Origin of the sequence: Paenarthrobacter aurescens, assembly GCF_041549525.1 — a bacterium.
GTDB lineage: Bacteria > Actinomycetota > Actinomycetes > Actinomycetales > Micrococcaceae > Arthrobacter > Arthrobacter aurescens.
On the sequence record NZ_CP157456.1, the window covers coordinates 2,943,762 to 2,969,083 of the forward strand.

At 62.0% G+C, this 25,322-nt stretch carries 20 protein-coding genes; 7 read left to right on the top strand and 13 right to left on the bottom strand.

The annotated features are described in order from the left end of the window. Nucleotides 1-28: 28 nt before the first annotated feature. On the bottom strand, nt 29-1,123 hold the full coding sequence (locus tag ABI796_RS13610; RefSeq protein WP_246095680.1) for a carbohydrate kinase family protein: 1,095 nt from the start codon (nt 1,121-1,123) through the stop codon (nt 29-31). Between the two features lie 46 nt (nt 1,124-1,169). Here ABI796_RS13610 and ABI796_RS13615 point away from each other — a divergent pair, with 46 nt between their 5' ends. Next, the gene (locus tag ABI796_RS13615) at nt 1,170-2,540 is read left to right on the top strand and encodes a 6-phospho-beta-glucosidase (RefSeq protein ID WP_141281579.1); all 1,371 of its coding nucleotides are present in this window, start codon (nt 1,170-1,172) and stop codon (nt 2,538-2,540) included. Nucleotides 2,541-2,550: 10 nt separating this feature from the next. Here the strand turns inward: ABI796_RS13615 and ABI796_RS13620 are convergent, their stop codons facing one another. Continuing rightward, nucleotides 2,551-3,069, bottom strand: coding sequence for a GNAT family N-acetyltransferase (locus ABI796_RS13620; protein ID WP_141281886.1), 519 nt, complete (start codon nt 3,067-3,069; stop codon nt 2,551-2,553). A 110-nt stretch (nt 3,070-3,179) separates the two neighbouring features. On the opposite strand from ABI796_RS13620, the gene mshA reads away from it, so the two are divergent. Further along, entirely contained in the window at nt 3,180-4,424 is a 1,245-nt protein-coding gene (gene mshA / locus ABI796_RS13625) for a D-inositol-3-phosphate glycosyltransferase (protein WP_141281581.1), read from the top strand. Nucleotides 4,425-4,561: 137 nt separating this feature from the next. Then, on the top strand, nt 4,562-6,250 hold the full coding sequence (locus tag ABI796_RS13630) for a formate--tetrahydrofolate ligase (protein WP_141281888.1): 1,689 nt from the start codon (nt 4,562-4,564) through the stop codon (nt 6,248-6,250). A 290-nt stretch (nt 6,251-6,540) separates the two neighbouring features. Here ABI796_RS13630 and ABI796_RS13635 read toward each other — a convergent pair whose 3' ends face one another. The 8 genes from ABI796_RS13635 to glmS form a co-directional block, all read right to left on the bottom strand. Further along, on the bottom strand, nt 6,541-7,626 hold the full coding sequence (locus tag ABI796_RS13635) for an inositol-3-phosphate synthase (RefSeq protein WP_141281583.1): 1,086 nt from the start codon (nt 7,624-7,626) through the stop codon (nt 6,541-6,543). 169 nt (nt 7,627-7,795) lie between these two features. After that, complete coding sequence (gene mgrA / locus ABI796_RS13640; protein ID WP_141281585.1) at nt 7,796-8,833, bottom strand: L-glyceraldehyde 3-phosphate reductase; 1,038 nt, start codon at nt 8,831-8,833, stop codon at nt 7,796-7,798. Nucleotides 8,834-8,912: 79 nt separating this feature from the next. Further along, on the bottom strand, nt 8,913-10,685 hold the full coding sequence (gene treZ / locus ABI796_RS13645; RefSeq protein WP_141281890.1) for a malto-oligosyltrehalose trehalohydrolase: 1,773 nt from the start codon (nt 10,683-10,685) through the stop codon (nt 8,913-8,915). A gap of 88 nt (nt 10,686-10,773) precedes the next feature. Further along, nucleotides 10,774-13,086 (bottom strand): malto-oligosyltrehalose synthase, encoded by a 2,313-nt coding sequence (treY, locus tag ABI796_RS13650; RefSeq protein ID WP_141281587.1) that lies wholly within the window; start codon nt 13,084-13,086, stop codon nt 10,774-10,776. Next, nucleotides 13,083-15,365, bottom strand: coding sequence for a glycogen debranching protein GlgX (glgX, locus tag ABI796_RS13655; protein WP_141281589.1), 2,283 nt, complete (start codon nt 15,363-15,365; stop codon nt 13,083-13,085). Before glgX ends, treY begins: the two co-directional genes overlap by 4 nt. A gap of 69 nt (nt 15,366-15,434) precedes the next feature. Next, entirely contained in the window at nt 15,435-17,012 is a 1,578-nt protein-coding gene (locus ABI796_RS13660; RefSeq protein WP_174754469.1) for an NAD(P)H-hydrate epimerase, read from the bottom strand. Between the two features lie 16 nt (nt 17,013-17,028). Next, entirely contained in the window at nt 17,029-17,376 is a 348-nt protein-coding gene (locus ABI796_RS13665) for a holo-ACP synthase (protein WP_011775548.1), read from the bottom strand. A 4-nt stretch (nt 17,377-17,380) separates the two neighbouring features. Beyond that, on the bottom strand, nt 17,381-19,264 hold the full coding sequence (gene glmS, locus ABI796_RS13670; protein WP_141281591.1) for a glutamine--fructose-6-phosphate transaminase (isomerizing): 1,884 nt from the start codon (nt 19,262-19,264) through the stop codon (nt 17,381-17,383). A gap of 139 nt (nt 19,265-19,403) precedes the next feature. Between glmS and coaA the strand changes: the two genes are divergently transcribed. Together coaA and ABI796_RS13680 are read left to right on the top strand one after the other, a co-directional pair. Further along, a complete protein-coding gene (coaA, locus tag ABI796_RS13675) occupies nt 19,404-20,375 on the top strand; it encodes a type I pantothenate kinase (RefSeq protein ID WP_303409138.1) in 972 nt (323 codons plus the stop codon). 1 nt (nt 20,376) lies between these two features. Continuing rightward, a complete protein-coding gene (locus tag ABI796_RS13680) occupies nt 20,377-21,243 on the top strand; it encodes a D-alanyl-D-alanine carboxypeptidase family protein (protein WP_141281596.1) in 867 nt (288 codons plus the stop codon). A 69-nt stretch (nt 21,244-21,312) separates the two neighbouring features. On the opposite strand, the gene glmM is transcribed toward ABI796_RS13680, so the two are convergent. The 3 genes from glmM to rplM all read right to left on the bottom strand — a co-directional run bounded on the left by glmM (nt 21,313) and on the right by rplM (nt 23,830). Further along, the gene (gene glmM, locus ABI796_RS13685) at nt 21,313-22,677 is read right to left on the bottom strand and encodes a phosphoglucosamine mutase (protein WP_141281598.1); all 1,365 of its coding nucleotides are present in this window, start codon (nt 22,675-22,677) and stop codon (nt 21,313-21,315) included. Nucleotides 22,678-22,840: 163 nt separating this feature from the next. Then, entirely contained in the window at nt 22,841-23,347 is a 507-nt protein-coding gene (gene rpsI, locus ABI796_RS13690; protein WP_017200290.1) for a 30S ribosomal protein S9, read from the bottom strand. A 39-nt stretch (nt 23,348-23,386) separates the two neighbouring features. Continuing rightward, nucleotides 23,387-23,830: a 50S ribosomal protein L13 gene (gene rplM / locus ABI796_RS13695; RefSeq protein WP_011775554.1), complete on the bottom strand. Its 444-nt coding sequence runs from the start codon at nt 23,828-23,830 to the stop codon at nt 23,387-23,389. A gap of 288 nt (nt 23,831-24,118) precedes the next feature. Between rplM and ABI796_RS13700 the strand changes: the two genes are divergently transcribed. Next, nucleotides 24,119-24,763, top strand: a complete 645-nt coding sequence (locus tag ABI796_RS13700; RefSeq protein WP_141281600.1) for a prepilin peptidase — start codon at nt 24,119-24,121, stop codon at nt 24,761-24,763. Nucleotides 24,764-25,089: 326 nt separating this feature from the next. Then, nucleotides 25,090-25,275 carry a Flp family type IVb pilin gene (locus ABI796_RS13705; protein ID WP_231745612.1) on the top strand — a complete coding sequence of 62 codons (186 nt, stop codon included), beginning with the start codon at nt 25,090-25,092 and terminating at the stop codon, nt 25,273-25,275. The last annotated feature ends 47 nt before the right edge of the window (nt 25,276-25,322 follow it).

Below are 25,322 nucleotides of genomic sequence, written 5' to 3' on the forward strand. Positions count from 1 at the left end.
TGCCAGTGAACTGGGGTTAACTGCGGTGCTACTGGGCATCGGACAGATGCGCGATGGTGGCCCGTGCTCGTCGCTGGGCCTCCGCCGGGATGTCCTTCACAATTGGTTCCAGGAAAGCGAACCGCCGCAACCATTGGCTGGACTGGCGTTCCTTCCGTGCATTCGCCCTCTGCCACCAGTCGGCAATGTCTCCCCACCCTGGTGCAGCCAAGGAGCCACCCACTTCCTGGACCGCCAGGGAAGCGCAAAGGTTGGCGAACCGGAGCCGGTCCCCCAACCTCCACCCTGCCAGGGAACCCACAATGAACGCCGCCCCAAAGCAGTCCCCGGCCCCGGTGGGATCGGCTGCTGATACAGGCAGTGACGGCACCCATTCCTCTTCCCCGGTTTCGGAGTCCACTGCCACCGCGCCTTGAGGCCCAAGGGTCACCACGGCCACGGGGACGCGGTCAGCCAGCGAATACAGGGCTGCCCATGGATCGGCTTTGCCGGTGAACGCCATCGCTTCAGGAGCGTTGGGCAGGAAAGCGTAGAAGTTGGCCAGCTGATCCAGGCGCCGCTGGGACCACTCCCCCGTAGGGTCCCAGCCCACCACGCCGAAGAGTTTGGTGCCTGCATCCTTAGCTGCGAGCATCCACGGTTCGAGTTCCTCACCCAGATCGGCGACGGCGGCGAGCGCCTTGGGTGGTTTCCCGATCAGTTCCGAGGAACTGATGGGGGCCGGGTGTCCGTGAGTGACCATGGAACGGTCCTGGTTCACGCACATGGACACCGTCACCGGTGAGTGCCAACCGGGAACGCGTTGGGAAAGCGAGAGGTCAACGTGTTCCTGGCTCTCCAGGATCTGCCAGTTGTAATCCCCGTAACCGTCATCGCCGAACGTTGCTGCGAGGTTTGTTCGCAGGCCCAGCCGTGCGGCGGCAATGGCCTGGTTGGCTACGCCGCCAGGGCAGCTGCCCATGCCTTCGCTCCACACCTCCGTGCCGGGCTCCGGGGCGTGCGGCAGTCCGGTGAAAATGATGTCCTGGAAAACCGTTCCGGTCAGGAGGAGGTCGCACTGGTGGTTCCCGTCCGACCTCACTGCAGCCAGGGGATCGTATCGTCGCTGGGGAATACCGTCCATGCACGGCAGACTACGCTGCACGTACTGGGCTGCATAGACTCTGAGCATGCGGCTCATGATCGCCGGTGGCGGCGGATTCCGGGTTCCCCTCGTGTACAGGGCCTTGTGCGAGGGGCCTTTTGCGGGTTTGGTGGATGAGCTCGTTCTCTACGACGTCGATGAAGTGCGGCTCGCTGCCATTGAGGCTGTGCTTGGCGATATGCCCGCCGACGCTTCTGGGCCCACAGTCATGGTTTCCACGGATCTTAGGGAGGCACTCACCGGGACGGACATGGTGTTTGCAGCGATCCGGCCCGGGGGTACTGCGGGGAGAATCGCTGATGAGCAGGTTCCCTTGAGCCTGGGCTTGCTGGGCCAGGAGACCACCGGAGCCGGCGGCATCTCCTATGCGCTCCGCTCCATCCCACGGATGCTGGAACTCGCTGAGGCCATGCGGGAGCGTTGCCCTGAGGCCTGGTTGATCAACTTCACAAATCCGGCCGGCATGGTCACGGAGGCTCTGGTACCGGTCCTGGGTAAACGGGTGATCGGCATTTGCGATTCCGCCGGGGGCCTGGTCCAGCGTGCTGCCCGCGCTGCCGGGGCACCCCTTACCGAAGGAATGCTCGACGGCGTGGGCTACTACGGGTTGAACCACCTTGGCTGGCTTTACCGGTTGGCCCCTGCCGGGCGGGATCTCCTGCCCGCCCTTCTGTCCGATCACGGGGCTCTGGAGTCCATGGAGGAAGGCCGTTTGTTCGGTCAGCACACCCTGCTTCAGCTTGGGTGCCTGCCCAACGAATATCTGTATTACTACTACCAAACTCCGCAGGCCACCAAGGCCATCGGAGAGCAACGCGAAACGCGCGGCGCGTCCATCCATGGGCAGCAACAGTCGCTCTATCCCTCGCTGCTGCAAGCCTCCCACCCCTACCGGCTCTGGGATTCCGCCCGGCGCTCCCGCGAGGAAGGCTACCTGGCGGAGGCAAGGACTCATGGGGAGCAACGGGACGAGACCGATCTCGCAGGGGGCGGCTACGAACGTGTGGCGCTTTCAGCCATGCGTGCTCTCTCCGGCGGCGGCACCGCCCAACTCATCCTCAACGTGCCCAACTCCCCCGTGTCCCCTGCCGGGCCCGCCGCCCAGGTGGCGGTACCCGGGCTGCCCGCGGACGCCGTCGTCGAGGTTCCCTGCGAGGTAACAACCGACGGCGCGTTGCCGCTCGCGCAGGACCGGCCCGGCGGGCAGTTCCTCACTCTGATGCAGCACATCAAGGAGGTGGAGCGCCTGACCATCCGCGCTGTGGTTTCCGGCGGGCGCGAAGCCGCTGTCCAAGCCTTTGCCGCACACCCTCTTGTGGGGTCACGGCCTTTGGGCGAGGAACTGTTGGAGGGGTACGAGGCCGCTTTTCCTGAATTAACCCAACTGTGGGGCTAAGACTGTTGGGCTAGAGCTTCCGGTACATCACGTGCAGGCCCACGTAGCCGATTTCCGGATGGTTGAAAGCTTCAGGAACCGTAGCCAGAATCCTGAAGCCCATGGACTGCCATAACCACACCGCACGGACGTTGCTCTCCACCACGGCGTTGTACTGCATGGAACGGAACCCCGCGGCCTTGGCTTCACTCAGGGAGTAGGCGCACAGGGCCCGGGCAATGCCTTGGCCTGAGTTGTTGGCCCCCACCATGTATCCGGCGTTGGCAACATGGCTTCCGCCACCGGCCTGGTTGGCGTGGAACTCACCCGTTCCCAGGACTTCGCCGGTGTCCCGGGCCACCGCCACGAAGGTCTGGCCCGGAGCGTCCTTGATCCACTTGGACCTGGCCGTTTCCTCGCTGGTGTCGCGATCCCAGGTAAAGGTCTCGCCCTCGCGGATCACCGGCTGCAGGATGGACCATATCCCGGGCCAGTCCTCCGGCGTTGCTTTACGGATGTCAAAGGATTGTTCTTGGCTCACAGCGGCCACGCTAGCAGCCTTGTCCACATAGCGGAGCTTGCCCGGCTTGGGATTCAACGGCAGGAGTAATGTTTTCTGCAGTGCAAAGTTGATTTGCTGTGATCGTGAGGAGGACCCGGATGCCATTGATCCGTCGTGTGGCGTTTCTGTCGCTCCACACCTCCCCCATGGAGCAGCCCGGCGCGGGAGATGCCGGCGGAATGAACGTCTATGTCCGCGCCTTGGCCATGGCACTTGCGGAGTCCGGTGTGGAAGTGGAGATTTTTACGCGTTCCACCAAAGCCGGACAGCCCGCCGTCGAGCATCCCGGGCCGGGCGTCTGCGTCCACAACGTGATGGCAGGGCCCCGCCGCAAAGTGCCCAAGGAAGAACTGCCGGCGCTGCTGCACCACATGGTGGAAGAGATCGACAAGATCCGCCACCAACAGCTCCACGGCCGCTACGACGCCATCCACTCGCATTACTGGGTTTCCGGCGTGGCAGGGCTCGAGTTGTCAGAACTTTGGGGTGTCCCGTTGATCCACACCATGCACACCATGGCCAAGGTCAAAAACCTTGTCCTTGAGTCCGGCGAACGGCCTGAGCCGCGGCGTCGGGAAGACGGTGAACAACGGATTGTTGACGGCGCGTCACGGCTGGTTGCCAATACTCCTGCCGAGGCGGAGGAACTGGTCTCCCATTACGGGGCGGACCTGGACAGGATCGACGTCGCGCCGCCAGGAGTGGACCTCAAAGTGTTCACGCCCTCATTCCGGCGAAAGTCCCGTTCCTTGCGCGGCGTCAGGCCGGACAGTTTCCACATTCTCTTTGCCGGCAGGATTCAGCGGCTCAAAGGGCCCCAGGTGTTCGTCAGGGCTGCCGGGATCCTCCGCAAACGCAGGCCGGACATCGATTTGGAGATGACCATCCTGGGATCCCTCAGCGGGGCAAAAGACTTCAACCTCCAGCACATCATTGAAGACGCCGGACTGTCCGACGTCGTGACCCACCGGCCGCCCGTTGTGGCACCGGAGCTGGCTAGCTGGTTCCGTTCAGCAGACGTGGTGGTGATGCCCTCCTTCAGCGAGTCCTTTGGCTTGGTGGCGTTGGAAGCACAGGCGTGCGGTACACCCGTGGTGGCCACAAACGTGGGGGGCCTGTCCCGCGCGATCTCGGACGGGCGGACGGGCATGCTGGTGGACGGACACGATCCCACCGACTGGGCAGACGCCCTGGAAGATCTATACGACGACGTCCAAACCCGGGAGGACATGGGCAGGCTGGCTGCCACCCACGCTGAGGCCTTTGGATGGCAACGTACTGCCGCCATCACCCTGGAGAGCTACCGAGAGGCTGTTGGAGGGCTGCTTCTTCCCCGGCGCTGAGCCTTCGCCGGTATCCGCCGCCTTCGCCTGCATCCGCCGCCTTCGCCTGCATCCGCTCCGGGGCTGATAGATTGTGCCGCACAGCCTACGAATCCCAGCAGCAGCATCCCCGCTGCGGGCAGAGCCAAAGGACAATGATGTCTGAAAACAAGGTCCTGAGTGATCTGGAAATTGCCCACCGTGCCACCATGCTTCCCATCGAAGCAATCGCCCAGCGGGCCGGAATCGCCGTGGAAGCCTTGGAACTTTACGGGCCCTACAAGGCCAAGATCAATACGGCCAAGCTCGTCCAAACCCAGGGGAAGACCCCCGGCAAAGTGGTGCTCGTCTCCGCCATGTCCCCCACACCCGCCGGAGAAGGCAAATCAACTACCACCGTGGGGCTCGCCGATTCCCTGGCCCGCGCCGGCCACAATGTGATGATCGCCCTGCGGGAGCCGTCCCTGGGCCCCATCCTTGGGATGAAAGGCGGGGCCACCGGCGGCGGATATTCCCAAGTGCTGCCCATGGACGATATCAACCTGCACTTCACAGGTGATTTCCACGCCATCACCTCGGCAAACAACGCCCTCATGGCCCTGGTGGACAACCACATTTACCAAGGCAACCAACTCGGCGTCGATCCACGCCGCATGACGTTCAAGCGCGTGCTGGACATGAACGACCGCGCACTGAGGGAAGTCGTCATAGGACTCGGCGGCCCTATGCAGGGAGTGCCCCGGCAAGACGGCTTCGACATCACTGTTGCCTCCGAAATCATGGCGGTCTTCTGCCTCGCCACCGACCTTGACGATCTTCGGAACCGGCTGGGACGCATCACCTTCGGGTACACCTACGATCGCACGCCAGTCACTGTCTCAGACCTTGGGGTGGAGGGTGCGCTGACCATGCTGCTCAAGGACGCCATCAAACCCAACCTCGTCCAAACCATCGCAGGGACCCCCGCTTTGGTCCATGGCGGCCCCTTCGCCAACATAGCCCACGGGTGCAACTCGCTGATCGCCACACGTACCGCCATGCAGCTTGCAGACATCGTGGTCACCGAAGCCGGTTTCGGCGCGGACCTCGGTGCCGAAAAGTACATGGACATCAAGGCGCGCATCGCGGACGTCGCCCCATCCGCCGTCGTGGTGGTCGCAACCATACGGGCCCTGAAGATGCAGGGCGGTGTTGCCAAGGAGAACCTCAGCGAGCCAAACGTCGAGGCCGTGGCCGCCGGCGTCGAGAACCTGAAAAGGCACGTCGGCAACATCGCTAAGTTCGGAATCTCCCCTGTGGTGTCCATCAATAAGTTTGCAACGGATGCTCCCGAGGAACTTCAGTGGCTCCTTGCCTGGTGTGCCGCAGAAGGCGTGCAAGCGGCCGTCGCCGATGTGTGGGGGCGCGGAGGAGGAGGGGACGGCGGCGATGAACTCGCAGCCAAGGTGGCAGCGAAGCTGGATGCACCTGCCGGGTTCCATCACCTGTACCCGCTGGAACTCAGTGTTGAGGAGAAGATCCAAACCATCGTGCAGGAGATCTACGGGGCCGACGGCGTGGAATTCTCAGTCCCGGCACTGAAGCGTCTGGCCGAGATCGAAAAGAACGGCTGGTCGGATCTGCCCGTCTGCATGGCCAAAACCCAATACTCCTTCACGGACGACGCCTCCAGGCTAGGTGCGCCCAAAGGGTTCCGGGTGCACGTCCGCGAGCTGATTCCCAAAACCGGTGCCGGGTTCATCGTTGCCCTGACCGGTGCGGTGATGACCATGCCCGGCCTCCCCAAGGAACCGGCCGCCATGCGCATGGATGTGGACGCTGACGGCAACCCCACCGGCCTCTTCTGATCCTCTCTCACATCCCTAACCCTTCAACCTGTCCCTCTCTCACTTCCCAGCCCTTCCCCACCAACGCTCACTCCCTCTCTTGAGGAGAGGGATAGAGCGTCCGGAAGAAGCCCGAGGGAACGGATAGAGCGTCGGGAAGAAGCCCAGGGGAACTGATAGAGCGTCCGGAATAAACCCGGGGGAACTGATAGAGCGTCCGGAATAAACCCGGGGGAACTGATAGAGCGTCCGGGAAACGACGAACGCCCCCGTATTCGAAATGCGGGGGCGTTCGGGTGAAACGAAAGTCTTTAGCGCTCGATGTCGCCGCGGATGAAGGCTTCAACATTGTCGCGGGCGAGGTCGTCGTTGAACTGCTCCGGCGGCGACTTCATGAAGTAGCTGGAAGCGGAGAGCAGCGGGCCGCCGATTCCGCGGTCCAGGCCGATCTTCGCGGCACGGATGGCGTCGATGATCACACCGGCAGAGTTCGGCGAATCCCACACTTCGAGCTTGTATTCGAGGGAAACGGGGGCATCACCGAAGTTACGGCCTTCGAGACGGACGAAGGCCCACTTGCGGTCATCGAGCCAAGCAACGTAATCGGACGGTCCAATGTGGACGTCGTCAGCGTGCAGTTCTGCCTCGACGTTGGACGTGACAGCCTGGGTCTTGGAGATCTTCTTGGATTCAAGGCGATCGCGCTCGAGCATGTTCTTGAAGTCCATGTTGCCGCCAACGTTCAGCTGGTACGTGCGGTCCAGGGTGACACCGCGGTCTTCGAACAATTTGGCCATGACGCGGTGCGTGATGGTGGCACCGATCTGGCTCTTGATGTCATCGCCAACAATCGGGACGCCGGCTTCGGTGAACTTGTCAGCCCACTCTTTGGTGCCGGCAATGAAGACGGGCAGGGCGTTGACGAATGCTACACCGGCGTCGATGGCGCACTGCGCGTAGAACTTGGCGGCCTGTTCCGAACCGACAGGCAGGTAGCAGACCATGACGTCGGCCTTGGCTTCGCGAAGAGCAGCGACGATGTCAACTGCTTCGTCCGGGGCCTCGACGATGGTTTCGCGGTAGTACTTGCCCAGTCCATCAAGGGTGTGGCCGCGCTGGACGGTCACACCGGTTGCGGGAACGTCGGCGATCTTGATGGTGTTGTTTTCGCTGGCGCCGATGGCATCGGCGAGGTCAAGCCCAACCTTCTTGCTGTCGACGTCGAAGGCAGCAACGAACTGAACGTCATTGACGTGGTACTGGCCGAACTCGACGTGCATCAGACCCGGGATCGTGGCCTTGGGGTCAGCGTCGCGATAGTACTGAACACCTTGGACCAGCGATGCGGCGCAGTTACCTACGCCGACAATGGCAACACGAATCGGATGTGAAGACACGAAACTCCTTTTTGAGAAATAACCTCAGGTGCCAGGCGCCTCCCTGACAGAGACCAGGGCACGACTGAATGGCACGGCGCCATTCGGCGCACACTTTCATTCTAGCCAACACAGAGGAAGCCGGTTTTGTTCCCAACCGGCTTCCTTCATTTATGTCAGTCCTTCGAGGCTACTCCTGCGCCCACAAATTGATGTCCGACTCAACGGCGAACTCATCAATGGCGGTCAGTTCTTCCGTAGTGAACTTCAGGTTGTTGATGGCGCTGAGTGTGTCCTCAAGCTGGGCCACGCTGGAAGCACCAATCAAGGCAGAGGTCACAGGCGAGCCCTTGGGCTGATCGCGAAGGATCCACGCAATGGCCATTTGGGCCAGGCTCTGTCCACGTCCCTCGGCGATGGCGTTCAATCCCCGCACACGGTCCAATTTGTCTTCCGTCAGTGCGGACCCGGAGAGGAACCTCTCCTTGGCTGCACGGGAGTCGGCCGGCACACCGTTGAGGTAACGGTTGGTGAGCATGCCTTGCGCCAGCGGCGAGAAGGCGATGGAACCGGCACCCACCTGGTCCAGTGCCTCGTACAGGTTGGGTGAGCCGTTTTCCGTCCAGCGGTTCAGCATGGAGTAGCTGGGCTGGTGGATGAGCAGAGGGGTGCCGAGGTCCTTCAGGATCCGGGCGGCCTCGAGCGTCTGTTCAGGCGTGTAAGAGGAGATACCTGCGTACAGTGCCTTGCCGGACCGGACGGCGTAGTCCAGGGCCCCCATGGTCTCTTCCAAGGGCGTCTCAGGATCGGGGCGGTGGCTGTAGAAGATGTCCACGTAGTCCAGGCCCATGCGTTCCAGGGACTGATCGAGGCTGGAAATCAGGTATTTGCGGGATCCCCACTCGCCGTAGGGGCCCGGCCACATGTAGTAGCCGGCTTTGGTGGAGATGACCAGTTCATCACGGTAGGGCTTGAAGTCATCCTTGAGGTGACGGCCGAAGTTGGTCTCCGCCGAGCCATCCGGCGGTCCGTAGTTGTTGGCGAGGTCGAAGTGGTTGACACCAAGATCGAAGGCCCGGCGGAGGATGGCGCGCTGTTCGTCGAATCGTTTGTCATCGCCGAAGTTGTGCCACAGGCCCAGCGAGATGGCGGGGAGCTTGAGTCCACTGCGTCCAACGCGGCGGTAGGGCATGGTTTCGTAGCGGTTTTCCGCAGCCGAATAAGTCATACGTACCATCCTGCCACTGCGGAAACCGCGGTGACGGCGCCGTCCGCTATGTGGGCGCCGTCACCTGGTTTCCTGCGACTTACTGGATGCGTACGACGGCGGCGCTGGCGCCCGGGAGCGTCAACGTCCCCTCTTCCAGAACTGCTTTATCGTCAGTGGCCAGCAAAACGTCGCCACTTACGGGAGTGTCGAGTGCTTCGTCCCCGAAGTTGCAGACCACCCGGACGTTGCCGCGGGAAAACTGCAGCCAGTGTTCGTCGTCGTCGAATTCGACGGAGGTTCCCCCGAAGCCGCCGTCCACCAACTCGGGATTGTTACGGCGCAGTTGTGCCAAATCCCTGTACAGCTGCAGCAAACGTTCGTGTTCCCCCGTGCCTGCCTCGCCCCAGTTGAGCTTTGAACGTTGGAAGGTCCCGGGGTCCTGGGGATCAGGAACAACAGCAGGGTCCCATCCCATCCGTTCGAATTCCTTGATCCGCCCTTCGGCCGTGGCTTTGCCAAGCTCGGGTTCAGGGTGGGAGGTGAAGAACTGCCAGGGCGTGGATGCGGCGAATTCCTCCCCCATGAACAGCATGGGCGTGAAGGGGGATGTCATGGTCAGGACGGCACCGATGGCCAGCTTGCCGTAGGACAACGAGGCTGTGAGGCGATCGCCTGTGGCCCTGTTTCCAATCTGATCATGGTTCTGAAGGCAGACGACCAATGCGGAGGGGTGTGCCAGATCATGCCGGATAGGCCGTCCGTGATGCCGTCCCCGGAAGCTGGAGTAGCTGCCATCGTGCAGGAAGCCATGCTCCAGTACCTTTGCCAGCACTGCGAGCGAGTCAAAGTCGGCGTAGTAGCCGGTGGTCTCCCCACTGAGGTTGACGTGCACGGCGTGGTGAAAGTCGTCGCTCCATTGGCCCTCCAACCCGTAGCCGTTGTCCTGGCGCGGGTAGATGAGCCGCGGGTTGTTCAGATCCGATTCCGCAATCAGTGTCCTGGGTATCCCTGTTTCCGCTTCCACCTCGTCTCCCAGCGCCCCGAACTCCTCGAGGATGTGGACGGCGCGCTCGTCGCGCAAGGCATGCACAGCGTCGAGCCGGAGTCCGTCCACGTGATAGTCCCGGAGCCACATCGCTGCGTTTTCGAGGATGTAGCGGCGGACCTCGTCCGAGCCGGGGCCGTCAAGATTTACCGAATCCCCCCACGTGTTGCCCTCCCCCGATTTCAGGTAAGGACCGAACTTGGGCAGGTAGTTTCCGCTTGGCCCGAGGTGGTTGTACACAACGTCCTGGATGACGCCCAAGCCCGCAGCATGCGCCGCGTCCACAAAGCGTTGATAGGCCGCCGGGCCGCCGTAGGGCTCGTGCACCGCGTACCAGAGAACGCCGTCATAACCCCAGTTGTGAACTCCGTTGAAGCCGTTGACCGGGAGCAACTCTACGAAGTCGACGCCAAGGTCTACCAAGTAGTCCAGCTTTTCGGCGGCAGCATCCAACGTGCCCTCCGGGGTAAAGGTGCCCAGGTGAAGCTCGTAAATGACCGAGCCTTTGAGGCTCCGCCCTTTCCAGTCGCTGTCCTTCCACTGATGTGCGGAGGGATCGAAGGTGGCGGAGAGCTGGTGAACTCCGTCCGGCTGCCTCCGTGAGCGCGGATCGGGAAACGGCCCTTCTCCGTCCACGACGTAACCGTAGCGAACGTCGTCCCCTGAATTCCCTCCCACATCAGCCGGCGCCCGCCACCATCCGGCTGCGGCGCCGTCGTGATGTTTCTCCATGGAGTACTCGTGACCCCCTGCCAGCAACCGGACTGAATCGGCATTCGGCGCCCAGAGGTCGTAAAGATTTTTTCCAGCAGCGTGCTCCAGCATCATGCTCCCTGTACGTGTTTCAAGCGTGCTTTGCAATGACGTGTTGACGGTGCGATCACCGCAACAGGGTGATCGCACCGTCCGGAAATCAGTCCGTGGGAACCAAGAGGGCCACAGGGTAGTGCTCCAGCAAGGTGGCCAGAGGGACAGTACCGGCCCGGTAGCTGGTACCGGTGAGTTCGTCCCGGCAGTCCACGGTCAGTTCAAGGCTCGTGTCCCGCCAGCCGCCTTCCCTGGCCAGGCGCTTGGGCAGACGGGTGGCAACCGTGAGGGCGCCCCGGCGTTCTGCTCCGCGGTCGAAGGCCACCACATGTCCGGCGGCCGCGCCCTGGGCAGCCACCGGAAGGTAACCGGCAAACAGCTCCGGCCTGTCGCGGCGTAGCCTCAGTGCACGCGAAACCACCAGTAGTTTGGCAGCATCGTCGGTGAACGCGGGCTTCTCACCACGGTCCAATCCTTCCAGGGCGGCGACGCGGGCTTCGAAGTCCACCGGCCGCCGGTTGTCAGGATCAGTCAGTGAACCGTCCCTGAATTCCGTGCCTTGGTAGACGTCCGGAACGCCGGGCATGGTCAGCTGGATCAACTTGGCGGACAGCGAATTGGAGGTTCCGTAAGGTTCGAGCTCGTTGACGAAATTCGTCAGGGCAGCCGCTACCTCCGGAACATCGAAAACGGCGTCGACGGCGGCTGCCAGCAGCCGTTCGAAGTCCTGGTTGGGATCGGTCCAGTTGGTTGAATTGCCGGCTTCGCGGGCCGCTTTCAGCGCGTAGGACTGCAGCCGCTGACGATCAGCCGGCCAGGCACCTGCGATTGATTGCCAGATCAATGCCGACAGTGGGCCGTCCGGGATGGGAGCCAGGTCATGGACGATGCCCAGGAAAAGCTCCCATTCCGGTACAGACTCAGAGATCACGGAAATTCTTGCCCTGGCATCCTCGCTCCGCTTGGTGTCGTGGGTGCTCAGGGTTGTCATGGACAGCGGCAAAAGCTGCTGCCGCCGAGCCATGCGCTCATGGAAGACATTGCCGGGGATGGAGAATTCCGTGGGATCGGCGCCCACTTCCGTCAATGACCCCAGCCGGGTGTAACGGAAGAATGCGGTGTCCTCCACACCCTTGGCCATGACCATGCCGGACGTCTGTTGGAAACGGCGGGCCAGCAAACTGGACTCATCCAGCAAGAGCGGCTGGAGCTGGCTGAGCACTGTTGCCAGGTCAGGCCGCTCCTTGGCTGCGTTTTCCACGGACTCGATCAGCGTCTTCGCACCATAGGGCAGATATGTCCTGTAGATGGGGAAGCAGCAGATGACTTCGGCCAGGGCATCGGCTACCTTGGCGAACGGCAGCTCCAGCGATTCAGGCACAAGACGGGCCAGCCTCAGGACTTCCGAGCGCAGGATGCCATCAGCAATCCGGCGCTTGGTGGCATGAATCATGGCATGGTAATCCGCTGGTGCCTCGGCATCCCGGAGACGGGCATCGAGGGAGTTCAGGTACTCCTCCGCTGCGGGGTCTACAAAGAGCCGGTCTACGTCGGCCAGTGCGTCGTAGCCCGTGGTCCCTTCGCACTCGAAGGTGTCCGGCAGCTGTTCCCCGGGTTCAAGGATCTTCTCCACCAGAAGGTAGGCACCCCCTGTGGCTTCGCGCAGCCTTGCGAGGTAGCCCTCGGGATCGGCAAGCCCATCCGGGTGATCGATCCTTAGACCGTCAACCAGGCCTTCGCGGAACCAACGGACTATCTCTTCATGGGACTCATCAAAGACCCAGGGAATCTCCACGCGTACGCCCGCCAGGGTGTTCACTGCGAAGAACCGGCGGTAGTTCAGGTCCGCGTCGGCCCGGCGCCACCCCACCAACTCGTAATGCTGCCGTTGGTGAACCTCGCGCGGGTTGTCCCCTGGGGCGTATGTCCCTTCGGCCAAAGGGAAGCTGTGATCGTAGTACCGCAGTTGGTCGTCCACGATCTTCAGTTCGTCAAGGTCGTCGTCGCTGCCCAGGACGGGGATGCGGATTCTTCCCCCGCCGAAGTCCCAGTCGACGTCGAAAGCCTCGGCGTACTTTGAACCGCGGCCCTCCTTGAGCAACTGCCACCACCAGGCATTCTGCTTCGGTGATGCAACTCCCATGTGGTTTGGCACGATGTCCGCCAGGACGCCCAAGCCCTTTTCCTTCGCCGCCCGGGAGAGCGCGGCAAGCCCTTCAGGGCCTCCTCGGGATGGATCCACCGTGGAGGGATCGGTCACGTCGTAACCGTGATCAGACCCCTTCTCCGCGGTCAGGATAGGTGAGACATAAACCCAATCGATTCCCAAGGATTGCAAGTACCCTGTGAGCTCAGCAGCATCCTGCAGTGTGAAGCCCGGACGAATCTGGAGCCTATAGGTGGAGACGGGGGTCCTCATGCTTCCGTCTCCTTCTTTTCACCTTCATTTTCATTGCCCTCGGGCCCGGCATCTTTGTAATCGAAGGGCAAGGAAGTCACTGCCGGGGCGGTGATGGATGCCGTTTCCGGAGTGCTGGTCTGGGTCAGTGCGGCAAGGGAAGCTGCTACCGAGTGATCGGGTTCAATTTCCGGAGTGCTGTGGGCGCGGAGTACCACCAGCGACTTTCCGCCCACCATCAGGATTTGGTCAGGTTTGACGACGCCCGCTTCAGCACCTTCACCGGCAGTATCGATCATGACGTCCCATGCCGGGGCGTACTCATCCGAAGGAATCCGGAAGCCCACCTCGTCCTGATCGGCATTGAAGTACAGCAGGAAGTTGACGTCGGTGATGCGTCGGCCCTGTGTATCCCTGCCATGGATGCCATCGCCGTTGAGGAACACGCCCACGGAACGTCCCAACGCTTCGTCCCAATCGGAGGGGCTCATGGTGCTGGCGTCGGCATCAAGCCATACGATGTCCGGGAGCCGTTCCCCTTCGCCACGCAGCACAGGACGGCCATCGAAGAAGCGGCTGCGGCGCAGGCTGGGGTGCTTGGCCCGCAATGCGCTGACCGCCGCCGTGAACTCCACCAATGGCTGGTCCACGTTGTCCCAGTTGATCCAGGTCAACTCGGAGTCCTGGCAGTAACCGTTGTTGTTGCCGTTCTGCGTCCTTCCGAGTTCGTCACCATGCAGAAGCATGGGAACGCCTTGGGACAGGAACAGCGAGGCAATGAAGTTTCGCTGCTGGCGTGCCCTCAGGCCCAGGACCGTGGGATCGTCCGTGGGGCCCTCAGCGCCGCAGTTCCATGAACGGTTGTGGGATTCGCCGTCGTTGTTGTCTTCGCCGTTGGCCTCATTGTGTTTCTCGTTATAGGAAACAAGGTCAGCCAGCGTGAAGCCATCGTGGGCGGTGACGAAGTTGATGGAAGCCACGGGACGACGCCCCGAGTGCTCGTAGAGGTCCGCCGAGCCGGTCAGCCTGGATGCGAACTCGCCAAGGGTGGAAGGTTCGCCACGCCAGAAGTCACGCACAGTATCCCGGTATTGGCCGTTCCACTCCGTCCACTGCGGTGGGAAGTTGCCCACCTGGTAGCCGCCGGGTCCAACGTCCCACGGCTCGGCAATGAGCTTGACCTGGGAGACCACCGGGTCCTGCTGGATCAGTTCGAAGAAGGTGGACAGCTTGTCCACGTCATAGAACTCACGTGCCAGTGTGGAGGCGAGGTCGAACCGGAAGCCGTCCACGTGCATTTCGGTCACCCAATAGCGCAGGGAGTCCATGAGCAGTTGGAGGGAGTGCGGGCTGCGGACGTTCAGCGAGTTACCCGTACCGGTGTAGTCCATGTAGTACTTCTGGTCATCTTCCACCAGGCGGTAGTACGCGGAGTTGTCGATTCCCTTGAAGGACAGTGTGGGACCCAGGTGGTTGCCTTCGGCGGTGTGGTTGTACACCACGTCCAGGATGACCTCAATACCAGCTGTGTGCAGCGCACGCACCATGGCCTTGAAGTCCTGGACCTGCTGGCCGGTGTCTCCCTTGGAGCTGTACGTGTTGTGGGGCGCAAAGAACCCAATGGTGTTATAGCCCCAGTAGTTGTTCAGGCCCTTGTCCTGAAGGATGCCGTCGTTGACGAACTGGTGCACCGGCATCAGTTCGATCGCCGTGATGCCCAGCTTCTGCAGGTGGGAAATAACGGCCGGGTGCGCTACGCCGGCATAAGTACCGCGCTGTTCCTCCGGAACTTCCGGGTGCAGCTGGGTGAGGCCCTTGACGTGTGCCTCGTAGATAACGGACTTGTGGTACGGAATCCGCAGCAGCTTGTCCCCGTCCCAGTCGAAGAACGGGTTGATGACCACGCCCAGCATCATGTGCGGTGCAGAGTCCTCGTCATTGCGCGAATCGGGGTCGCCCATGTTGTACGAGAACAAGGACGGATCCCAGTCGATTTGCCGGTGGATGGCCTTGGCGTAAGGATCCAGCAGCAGCTTATTGGGGTTGAAGCGCTGACCGGCGTCGGGGTCGTAAGGACCGTGCACCCTGTAGCCGTACTTCTGCCCCGGTTGAACCTGCGGCAAATAACAGTGCCATACGTAACCATCTACCTCGGTAACGTCTACGCGGACTTCCCCGCCGTCGTCGTCAAAGAGGCACAATTCCACTTTTTCGGCCTTCTCGCTAAACAGCGCGAAGTTGGTGCCGGTGCCGTCAAAGGTGGCACCCAGCGGATAAGCCGATCCAGGCCAGACTTCCATGCGTTCTCCTCTTGATGATGCGAACAACTGTTGCAAGCCTACTCAAGCCCTCAGACACCGACAGTAACCTTAGGGTCTTGTACGGTCGTATTCCGCGTTGAGCGAACCAATGACGCGCGGAACCGCCCTCATGATGGCCGAGGCTGTAAGGGGACCTCCCTCAAAATCTGCCGAAGCGAGGGTCCCGGCGCGTCCGTGGACGCTCGCCGCAACCGCTGCCAAGGCAGCCCAGCGATCGGCGGGATCCAAACCCAACGCAGCATAGGCGCCGTCGTCGTGCCGGACCAGCTCGGTTGACTGCGCCAGCAGCGCCCCGAGTACGCCGGCCAGGACATCTCCGCTGCCCGCAGTAGCCATCCACGCGGTGCCGTCGGACTGACTGAAGACAACGCCCGACGGCGAGGACACCAGTGTGGTGGCGCCCTTCAGGAGCACTGTGGCACCGGTCAGTTCGGCCGCCTGGCGTACATAGTGCAGGGGACGGGATTCGACGTCGTCCCGGGTTACCTCCACTTCCCCCGCTGAAGGAAGCGAAGTGAGCAGCGTGGCCAGTTCCCCGGCATGCGGAGTCAGTATCCAATGAGCCGGGCATCGTTGCGGCAGGAGGCTCAACGCGCCGGCATCCACCACCACCGGCAGCTCGTGTGCGAGGGCCGAGGCTCCGGCGTTCCTTGCCCGTTCCAGCTGTTCCTCGCCGTCAACCCCGGACCCCAACAGCCATGCTTGGACACGGCCAGGGTGGTCAGTTTCCCAGAGAGCCTCGGGGGTTCGGGCCAGGACCAGCTGCGCAGCTTCCCGGGGCCCCACGTACCGCACCATCCCAGCCCCGGCAAGGGCGGCGGCGTGAACGCCCAGGACAGCAGCCCCGGCAAAACGCGGTGAGCCTGCCACTACACCCAAAACGCCCCTCGAATACTTGTGCGCGCGGCGGCCAGGATCAGGCAGCAAGGCCCCGATGTCCGAGGATGCGAGCCTGCGAATCTCGGGGCGGCAGTGTTCCAAGGCATCCTCAATGCCGATCCGCACCAGCTCCACGCGGCCCGCACACCCTTCACCAGGATCTGCCATCAGCCCGGCTTTGACGCCGCCAAAAGTGACAGTGACGTCCGCATCCAGCACCGGCCAGTGCACAACACCAGTGTTGGCATCCAATCCGCTGGGGAGATCGCAGGCCACCACCAACCGAGGATGCAGTTCCTGGAGGGCTGCTGCCAATTCGGCAGAAGCACCACGCAATCCCCCACGGGCGCCGGTCCCCAGCAACGCATCAATAATCACGTCATCGCCCGCGCAGAGGACGGCAAGCTCTTCGACGTTCGCGGCTTCCAAGCTCAGTTGACGTCCGCCAGCCGCAACAAAAGCAGCCAAACCCTCCGGATGCGCTTCACCAGCGGTGAGAATCGCCATCGTCCGCATCCCGCGGCGGGCCAGGAAAGCTGCAGCGAAGAGGCCATCGCCGCCGTTGTTGCCTTTGCCTGCCAGCACGGTGACGCTCGCACCGGCAAGCTTCCGCCGGCTTTTGACCTCCCGGGCAACCACCTGGGCCAGTCCGTAAGCGGCCCGGTGCATAAGAACAGCGCCCTCACCGGAGTCCAGGAGCGGCTGTTCCGCATCCCTGATCTGTTGTCCGGTGAAGGCGCTGATCATTGTATATGTAGTCCGTTTAGCCCTCGGCGAGGACTGTAGCCGTAGCTATGCCGCCGTCGTGGCTCATGGACAAGTGCCAGCGCTTGACGCCCTTCGCTTCGGCCACAGCAAGCACCGTTCCCTTGACTTGAACGGTTGGTCCGTTCTCGTCCAGGCCAATCCAGCAATCCTGCCAGTTCATCCCGGCAGGAGCACCAAGCACCTTGGCCACAGCTTCCTTGGCCGCAAAACGGGCGGCCAAGGACCTGGTGTTCAGTTCCCGCTCGGCAGGAACAAACAAACGGTCCCGGAGCCCCGGAGTGCGTTCCAGCTGCCGACCAAACCGCTCGATGTCTACGACGTCTACGCCAATGCCAACAATCATGGCGTTATTCTACGGTGACGCTCTTGGCCAGGTTACGCGGCTGATCGACGTCGTATCCCTTGGCACCGGCCAGTTCAGCAGCAAAGATCTGCAGCGGAACGGTGGTCAGCAGCGGCATCAGGAGGGTGGGGGTTTCGGGTACGTAGAAGACCTGCTCTGCGTAATCCTTCACCGATTCATCGCCCTCTTCAGCGATCACCAGGGTGCGGGCACCACGTGCACGTACTTCCTGGATGTTGCTCACTACCTTGGAGTGCAGGGAGTCGCGACCACGCGGGGACGGCACCACAACGAAGACCGGCTGACCGTCGTCAATGAGGGCGATGGGACCGTGCTTCAGCTCACCGGCAGCAAAGCCTTCAGCGTGGATGTAAGCAATTTCCTTCAGCTTCAGCGCGCCTTCGAGGGCTACCGGGTAGCCAACGTGGCGGCCCAGGAACAACACGGACTTCTCGTCCTTCATGCTGCGTGCAAGCTCACGCAACGGCCCCGCGTTGTCCAGGATCTTTTGGATCTTGGCAGGGATCTTGTTCAGGTCCGCAAGGACGTCCTTGATCTGGCCGGAGAAGATGTTGCCACGCAACTGGGCCAAGTACAGGCCCAGCAGGTAGGCAGCGGTGATCTGAGCCAAGAACGCCTTGGTGGAGGCAACGGCGATTTCCGGGCCGGCGTGCGTGTAGAGTACGGCGTCGGATTCACGCGGGATGGTGGAACCGTTGGTGTTGCAGATGGAGATGGTCTTGGCACCCTGTTCACGGGCGTAGCGGACAGCCATGAGCGTGTCCATGGTCTCGCCCGACTGGCTGATGGAAACCACCAGGGTGTTGGAGTCAACAATGGGATCGCGGTAGCGGAACTCGTGCGCGAGCTCCACCTCGGTGGGGATGCGGCACCAGTTTTCAATGGCGTACTTGGCTACCAGACCAGCGTAGGCTGCGGTACCGCAAGCCAGCACGATGATCTTGTCTACCTGCTTCAGGAGTTCCGGATCAATGCGGACCTCGTCAAGGGTGAGCTTGCCGTTGAGGTCCGAGCGGCCCAGGAGGGTCTGCGCTACGGCGTCCGGCTGGTCGTGGATTTCCTTCTCCATGAAGGAGCTGAATCCACCCTTTTCTGCCGAGGCCGGGTCCCAGTCAACGTGGTATTCCTTGCCCTCTGCGGGAGCGCCGAAGAAGTCCGTGATCTCTACCGAATCCGCGGTGATGGTGACGATCTGGTCCTGTCCCAGTTCCACCGCGCGGCGGGTGTAGTCAATGAAGCCGGAGACGTCGGAGCCGAGGAAGTTCTCGCCATCGCCCAGGCCCACTACCAACGGGGAGTTGCGGCGGGCGGCCACCACGACGTCCGGCTGGTCCGCGTGGACTGCCAGGAGGGTGAAAGCGCCTTCGAGTCGCTGGCAAGCCAGGCGCATAGCCTCGGTGAGGTTGCCGCCGTCGCCATTGAGCTGGGTGCGGAAGATGTCGCCGATCAGGGCGGCCGCAACTTCAGTATCAGTCTCGGACTCGAAAGTGACGCCCTTGCCCAGCAGTTCCTGCTTGAGCTCAGCGAAATTTTCAATGATGCCGTTGTGAATGACGGCCAGCTTGCCGCCATCAGAGAGGTGCGGGTGAGCGTTACGGTCGGTTGGTCCGCCGTGCGTAGCCCAACGGGTATGGCCGATGCCGGTCAAGGACTCGGGAACCGGGCTTGATTCCAGTTCTGCGATCAAGTTGCTCAGCTTGCCGGACTTTTTACGGGAGGAGATGCTCCCGTCAGCTACTACTGCGACGCCGGCGGAGTCATAGCCGCGGTATTCCAGACGGCGCAGCCCTTCCACCACAACGTCAAGAGCGCTGTATCCAGCTGCCTTGCGAGACGAATTGCCAACATAGCCTACGATTCCACACATGGGTACAAGCCTAACGGCTAGTGCAAACAACTGATGTGGGACATCCCCCCTCTTCTGCGTTTCCTGTGGACCTTTAGCCCTCACAATTCACCTGCCCGCCGTCCTGCATTTCCTGATCCGCCCTGTGGAGGGCAGAATCATGAGCGTGACTTTGCAACGCTCCGAAGCTAATGGCGACGGCGCTTCCCCGTTTGTAGAGCTGGACCGTCAAACGTGGTCCAGGCTTGCAGCGCAGATGGAGCAGCCCCTCAACGAAGAGGACGTCTTCCGTCTCCGGGGCCTCGGCGACCCCCTGGACATGAAGGAAGTCAGGGAGGTCTACCTCCCCCTTTCACGGCTCCTGCACCTCTACGTCGAGGCCTCCCACCAGCTTCACGCAGCCACCACCACGTTCCTGGGCGAGCAGACCCAACGCACGCCGTTCGTCATTGGCGTAGCCGGATCAGTAGCTGTTGGTAAGTCCACCATTGCCCGCGTGCTCAGGGAAATGCTCCGGCGCTGGCCAGGGACGCCCAACGTGGAGCTCATCACCACCGATGGCTTCCTCTACCCGTTGGCCGAGTTGAAGCGCCGGCACCTTCTGGAGCGGAAGGGCTTCCCGGAGTCCTACGACCGCCGCGGCCTTCTTCGCTTTGTTTCCGAAGTCAAAGGCGGCGCGGAGGAAGTGCGCGCACCGTGGTACTCCCACGTGACCTACGACATCGTCCCGGGAAAAGAAGTTGTGGTGCGGCGTCCGGATGTCCTGATTGTTGAGGGGCTCAACGTCCTGGCCCCCGCCCGCCCCCGCATGGACGGCAAACAAGGACTGGCCGTCAGTGACTTCTTCGATTTCTCCATCTACGTGGATGCCAAAACTTCCTACATAGAGGAGTGGTACGTGGACCGCTTCCGCAAGCTCCGCACCACCGCATTTGCACAACCCGAGTCCTACTTCCACCGTTACGCCACGCTCTCTGACGACGATGCGGAGTCCACGGCACGCGGGATCTGGAAACGCATCAACGAGCCCAACCTTGAGGAAAATGTGCTGCCTACCCGTGGGCGCGCGCAACTGGTGCTAACCAAGGACGCAGACCACTCCATCCGCCGCATGCTGCTGAGAAAGGTCTAAGGTGACTCACAATCCTCAGCCGCTGCCCAGCAGACGAGTCTTTGCAAGCCTGCTGACCGCCGGAGCGGGAATGGCAGCCCTGGCCGCCTGCACCCCGGAAAGTGCGGCCCCCACACCTGTGGCAGCCAATACCGTCAGCGAAGTCCCGTCGCCGTCGGCACTCGCGTCCAGCTCCCCCTCAACTGCAGAGCCTGCACCCGTTGAACCCACGGCCGTTCCCAGCGATGTTCCTTCCAGCTCGGCCCCCTCCCACGCCGTCGCCCCGCAACACTCCCTGACTGATCCCACGAGCCCCTGGGTTGTAGTCAACAAGCACCGGCCTCTGGCACCCCAGGACTTCGTTCCCGCAGATTTGGTGCAGCCTGGTGTGCGGCTCGCCGTCAGCGGAGAAGCGGCGTTGCTGAACAGCACGACGGCGGCTGCCGCTGAAAAGATGTTTGGGGCCGCGGCTTCTGAGGGCGTCATCATGACGCTGGCCTCGGGTTACCGTTCCTACTCCACCCAGGTGGCTACCTACGGTGGATACGTCGCCAGCACTGGCCAGGCGGCCGCAGACCGGGCTTCCGCACGCCCCGGACACTCCGAGCATCAAACGGGCTGGTCCTTTGACATTGGCGACGGCGCTGGAGCCTGCAGCTTCCAGCCATGCTTCGCCGAGCAGCCCGCCGCTGTATGGGCCAAAGCCAATGCCCACAAGTTCGGCTTCGTGGTGCGCTACCCGTGGATGTTCCACGACACCACCGGGTACTTCTACGAGTCCTGGCATCTGCGCTTCATCGGCGTGGAGGCAGCCACGGACATGGCCACGCGGGGTATCGCCACCCTGGAAGAATACTTCGGGCTCGAAGCAGCGCCGGACTACCTGTAGCTCCGTAAACACCAAGGCCCGCACCCGGCTTCTACTCAAGCTGGGGTGCGGGCCGAAAAGTTGGCTTGCTTAGACTGCCATCTCACTCGGAACGCCCAAACGCTCCTTGACCACGGCAGCAAGACCCTTGCAGATGCGCTCGGCGGTTTCCATGTCCGCAGCTTCCACCATGACGCGTACCAGAGCCTCGGTGCCTGAGGGACGGAGCAGCACCCGGCCGGTCTCGCCCAGTTCCAGCTCCGCAGCGGCAACGGCTTCGGCGACGCCCTCATCAGTGGCGGCCCGGGCCTTATCAACATCCTTGACGTTGATCATGAGCTGCGGAAGCTTGGTCATGGCACTGGAGAGCTCTTTGAGGCTGCGGCCGGTCAGGGCAACCTGCGCTGCGAGCTGGAGTCCGGTCAGAACACCGTCGCCGGTGGTGGCGTAATCCGAGAAAATCACGTGTCCGGACTGTTCACCGCCCAGGTTGTACCCGCCGTCGCGCATTTCCTCCAGCACGTAACGGTCACCAACACCGGTTTCGCGGATGGAGATGCCGGCCTCGCGGAGGGCAATCTTCAGGCCGAGGTTGCTCATGACCGTGGCCACCAGGATGTTGTCCTTGAGCTTTCCGGCCTCTTTGAGGGCCAACGCCAGGATCGCCATGATCTGGTCGCCGTCCACTTCGTTGCCTTCGTGGTCAACAGCCAAGCAACGGTCCGCGTCGCCATCGTGCGCTACACCAAGGTCAGCGCCATGTTTGACCACAGCTTCCTTCAGCGGGCCCAAGTGGGTGGAGCCAACGCCCTCGTTGATGTTCAATCCGTCAGGTTCGGCTCCGATGACCACAACATCAGCGCCGGCGTCCTTGAACACCTGGGGCGAACAGCCGCTGGCTGCACCGTGGGCGCAGTCGAGGACAACCTTGAGGCCTTCAAGCCGCTTGGGAAGCGTACCGAGCAAGTGAACAATGTACCTGTCCTCGGCGTCCGAGAACCGCTGGATACGGCCGACGTCGGCACCCACCGGGCGCTGCGGCTCTTTGCCCAGCTGCGCCTCGATGGCGTCCTCAACATCGTCGGGGAGCTTCTGGCCGCCGCGTGCGAAGAACTTAATACCGTTGTCCGGCGCGGGGTTGTGGGAGGCCGACAACATGACTCCGAAGTCGGCGTCGAGATCTGCCACAAGGTACGCCGCGGCGGGAGTGGGAAGCACTCCGGCGTCGTAGACGTCGACGCCGGAGCTGGACAGCCCTGCCTCGACGGCAGCGGCAAGGAACTCACCGCTGGCCCTGGGGTCCCTGGCGACCACGGCGCGGGGCCGCTTGCCATCGGTGGTGCGGTCATGGCCGAGTACGACGGCGGCTGCCTGCGCGAGCTGCATAGCCAGTTCGGCGGTGAGCAATCCGTTCGCGAGACCGCGGACGCCATCTGTTCCAAATAATCTAGACATCGGGTCAAGTTTAGACGACGTCAGGTCACCACTGGTTCACGACGCTTCCGAAGGGCCACATGCGGCGCTCCTCCCCACCCTCCTTGAGCCTTAAACAACGAAGGCCCGCCCCGCCGAAAGGGCGGAACGGGCCTTCGATACCCCCGCGAGGGGGTAAGCGTGTTTAGCGCTTGGAGTACTGCTGAGCCTTACGTGCCTTCTTGAGACCAGCCTTCTTGCGCTCGATGACGCGGGCGTCACGGCTCAAGTAACCGGCCTTCTTGAGGGTGGCGCGGTTGTTGTCGACGTCGATCTCGTTCAGTGAGCGAGCAACGCCGAGACGCAGCGCACCGGCCTGGCCGGAGATGCCACCGCCGTGGATACGGGCGATGACGTCGTAGGCGCCTTCGAGATCAAGGATCTTGAAGGGCTCGTTGACGTCCTGCTGGTGCAGCTTGTTCGGGAAGTAGTTGTCCAGCGTGCGGCCGTTGATGGTCCACTTGCCGGAACCCGGAACAACGCGAACGCGTGCAACGGCTTCCTTGCGGCGGCCAACAGCTGCGCCGGCAACGGTCAGTGCCGGGCGCTCCTTCTTGGGCGCATCTTCACCAGATGTGCTTTCAGAGGTGTAGCTGGTGAGGGTTTCCTCAGCCTCGACGGCTTCGGCGGTCAGTTCTTCGTTCTGAGCCACGGTTCTCCTTGTAATAAAAAGTTTAGTTGGTGGCCAGGACTACTGGGCGACCTGGGTGATTTCGAAAGTCTTCGGCTGCTGTGCAGCGTGGGGGTGCTCCGGGCCTGCGTAGACCTTGAGCTTGCCCAGCTGCTGAGCGGCGAGGGAGTTCTTGGGGAGCATGCCCTTGATGGCCTTCTCAACAGCGCGAACCGGGTTGGATTCCAACAGCTCGGCGTAGTTGACGGAGGTCAGGCCGCCCGGGTAACCGGAGTGGCGGTATGCGCGCTTCTGCTCCAGCTTGGCGCCGGTGAGGGCAACCTTTTCAGCGTTGATGATGATGACGAAGTCGCCCATGTCCATGTGGGACGCAAAGGTCGGCTTGTGCTTTCCGCGCAGCAGTGTTGCGGTCTGGCTGGCAAGACGACCAAGGACAACGTCGGTGGCGTCAATGACGTGCCACTGGCGGTTGATATCGCCGGGCTTCGGGGTGTACGTACGCACGGTTTTGCCTCGTTCTTGTTCTGGCGTTCATGTTTTAGGCGGCACGCAATAAGGCGTGCACCTACTATGTATGCGCTACCGGAGCAGAGGTGAGGGCTCTATGTACCAGTTATCCCAGGATCTCGAAATGCCTCAGGAGTTAGCGATCCTGCAACTGGATCCTCCGGAAGGCATGTGTCATCGAGATAGGACACGCACAACGACTCTAAACAATACCGTCACTAGGGCGTCCGGGTCAAAATGGGGTAACCGCCCCGCCGGGCAGCAGACCTCACCCAGGGAGAGCATATGACCCACTGGCCCGCCTTTCCCCTCATTATCGCGCTCCTTGGCTTGCTCCTCAGCCCCGCCGTTGAGCTGGTCATCTCACGCACGCTGCCCAGGCTCGGCGGCCTCCCCGGGATCAAGGTAAGGATCACGACGGCAGCACTCACCGCGCTGCTTTTTGGCTTGCTCGCGTGGCGCTTTGGTTTCTCTCCGGAGTTGCCGGCATTCCTTTTATTGGCATTGCTGGGCGTGCAACTTTCGCGGATCGATTTCACGCTGCATTTGCTGCCCAACCGCCTCGTACTGCTGTTACTGGGGGGCGGCTTGGTGCTTCTTTGCTCATCCGCAGCTCTCACGCCGGGCTGGCCGGACCTCTTCCGCGCCCTCGCCGGAGGGGCTGTCCTGTTCGCGAGCTACGTCATTCTTAAACTTATTTCGCCAAAAAGCCTCGGAATGGGCGATGTGAAACTCGCAGCACCCCTCGGACTGTACTTGGGGTACTTGGGTTGGCAGCAGGTACTCTTCGGTGGACTGTTGGGATTCGTGGTAGGTGGGGTGCTCACGGTACTGATGTTGCGCCTGCGACGCACGGAAAAACCCACAGAAACGGCACATGGTCCAGCGATGGTCATCGGCGCCCTCAGCGTCGCCCTGGTCATGAGCTGACACGACGTAGTACGCACTTACCTCTCCCATCCCGGGCCCCCAAATCACTAAGGCTCCTGTCAAAACCAAGTAGTTTCGAGCCCTTTTTCATCCAAAACTGAGTACTTCCTCCCCTCAGTGCGCGCCGGCGAGTAGCGGCCCCTCCCCCAAGTCGAGTACGGCTACGCATTGTCGCAGCCACTTCCCAGGGTGAATTCTTATCTCATCGAATTCCGAACCGCCAAAGCAAACATGGGGGTAGTTCGGGAAACGTATAAATGCAAATTCCGATAATTTGCTGGACCTATATCCACATTCACGAATATTTTTCTGGGAAGGAAATTCCAATGTCTGCTTTCATGTTCACCATTACCTCGTACATTGCCGGCGTCAAGGATCGCTTCACCTCCGATGAGAAGGGCGCGACGATGGTTGAATACGGCATCATGGTCGCCGCTATCGCTGTCGTGGTGGGAGTTGCAGCCTTCGCACTCGGAGGGCGTGTTACTACTCTCTTCGGTGGCATCCTCTAGCTCAGCCACGTGACTCGGTTGGTCGCGGCTGCCGATTGGCAACCACG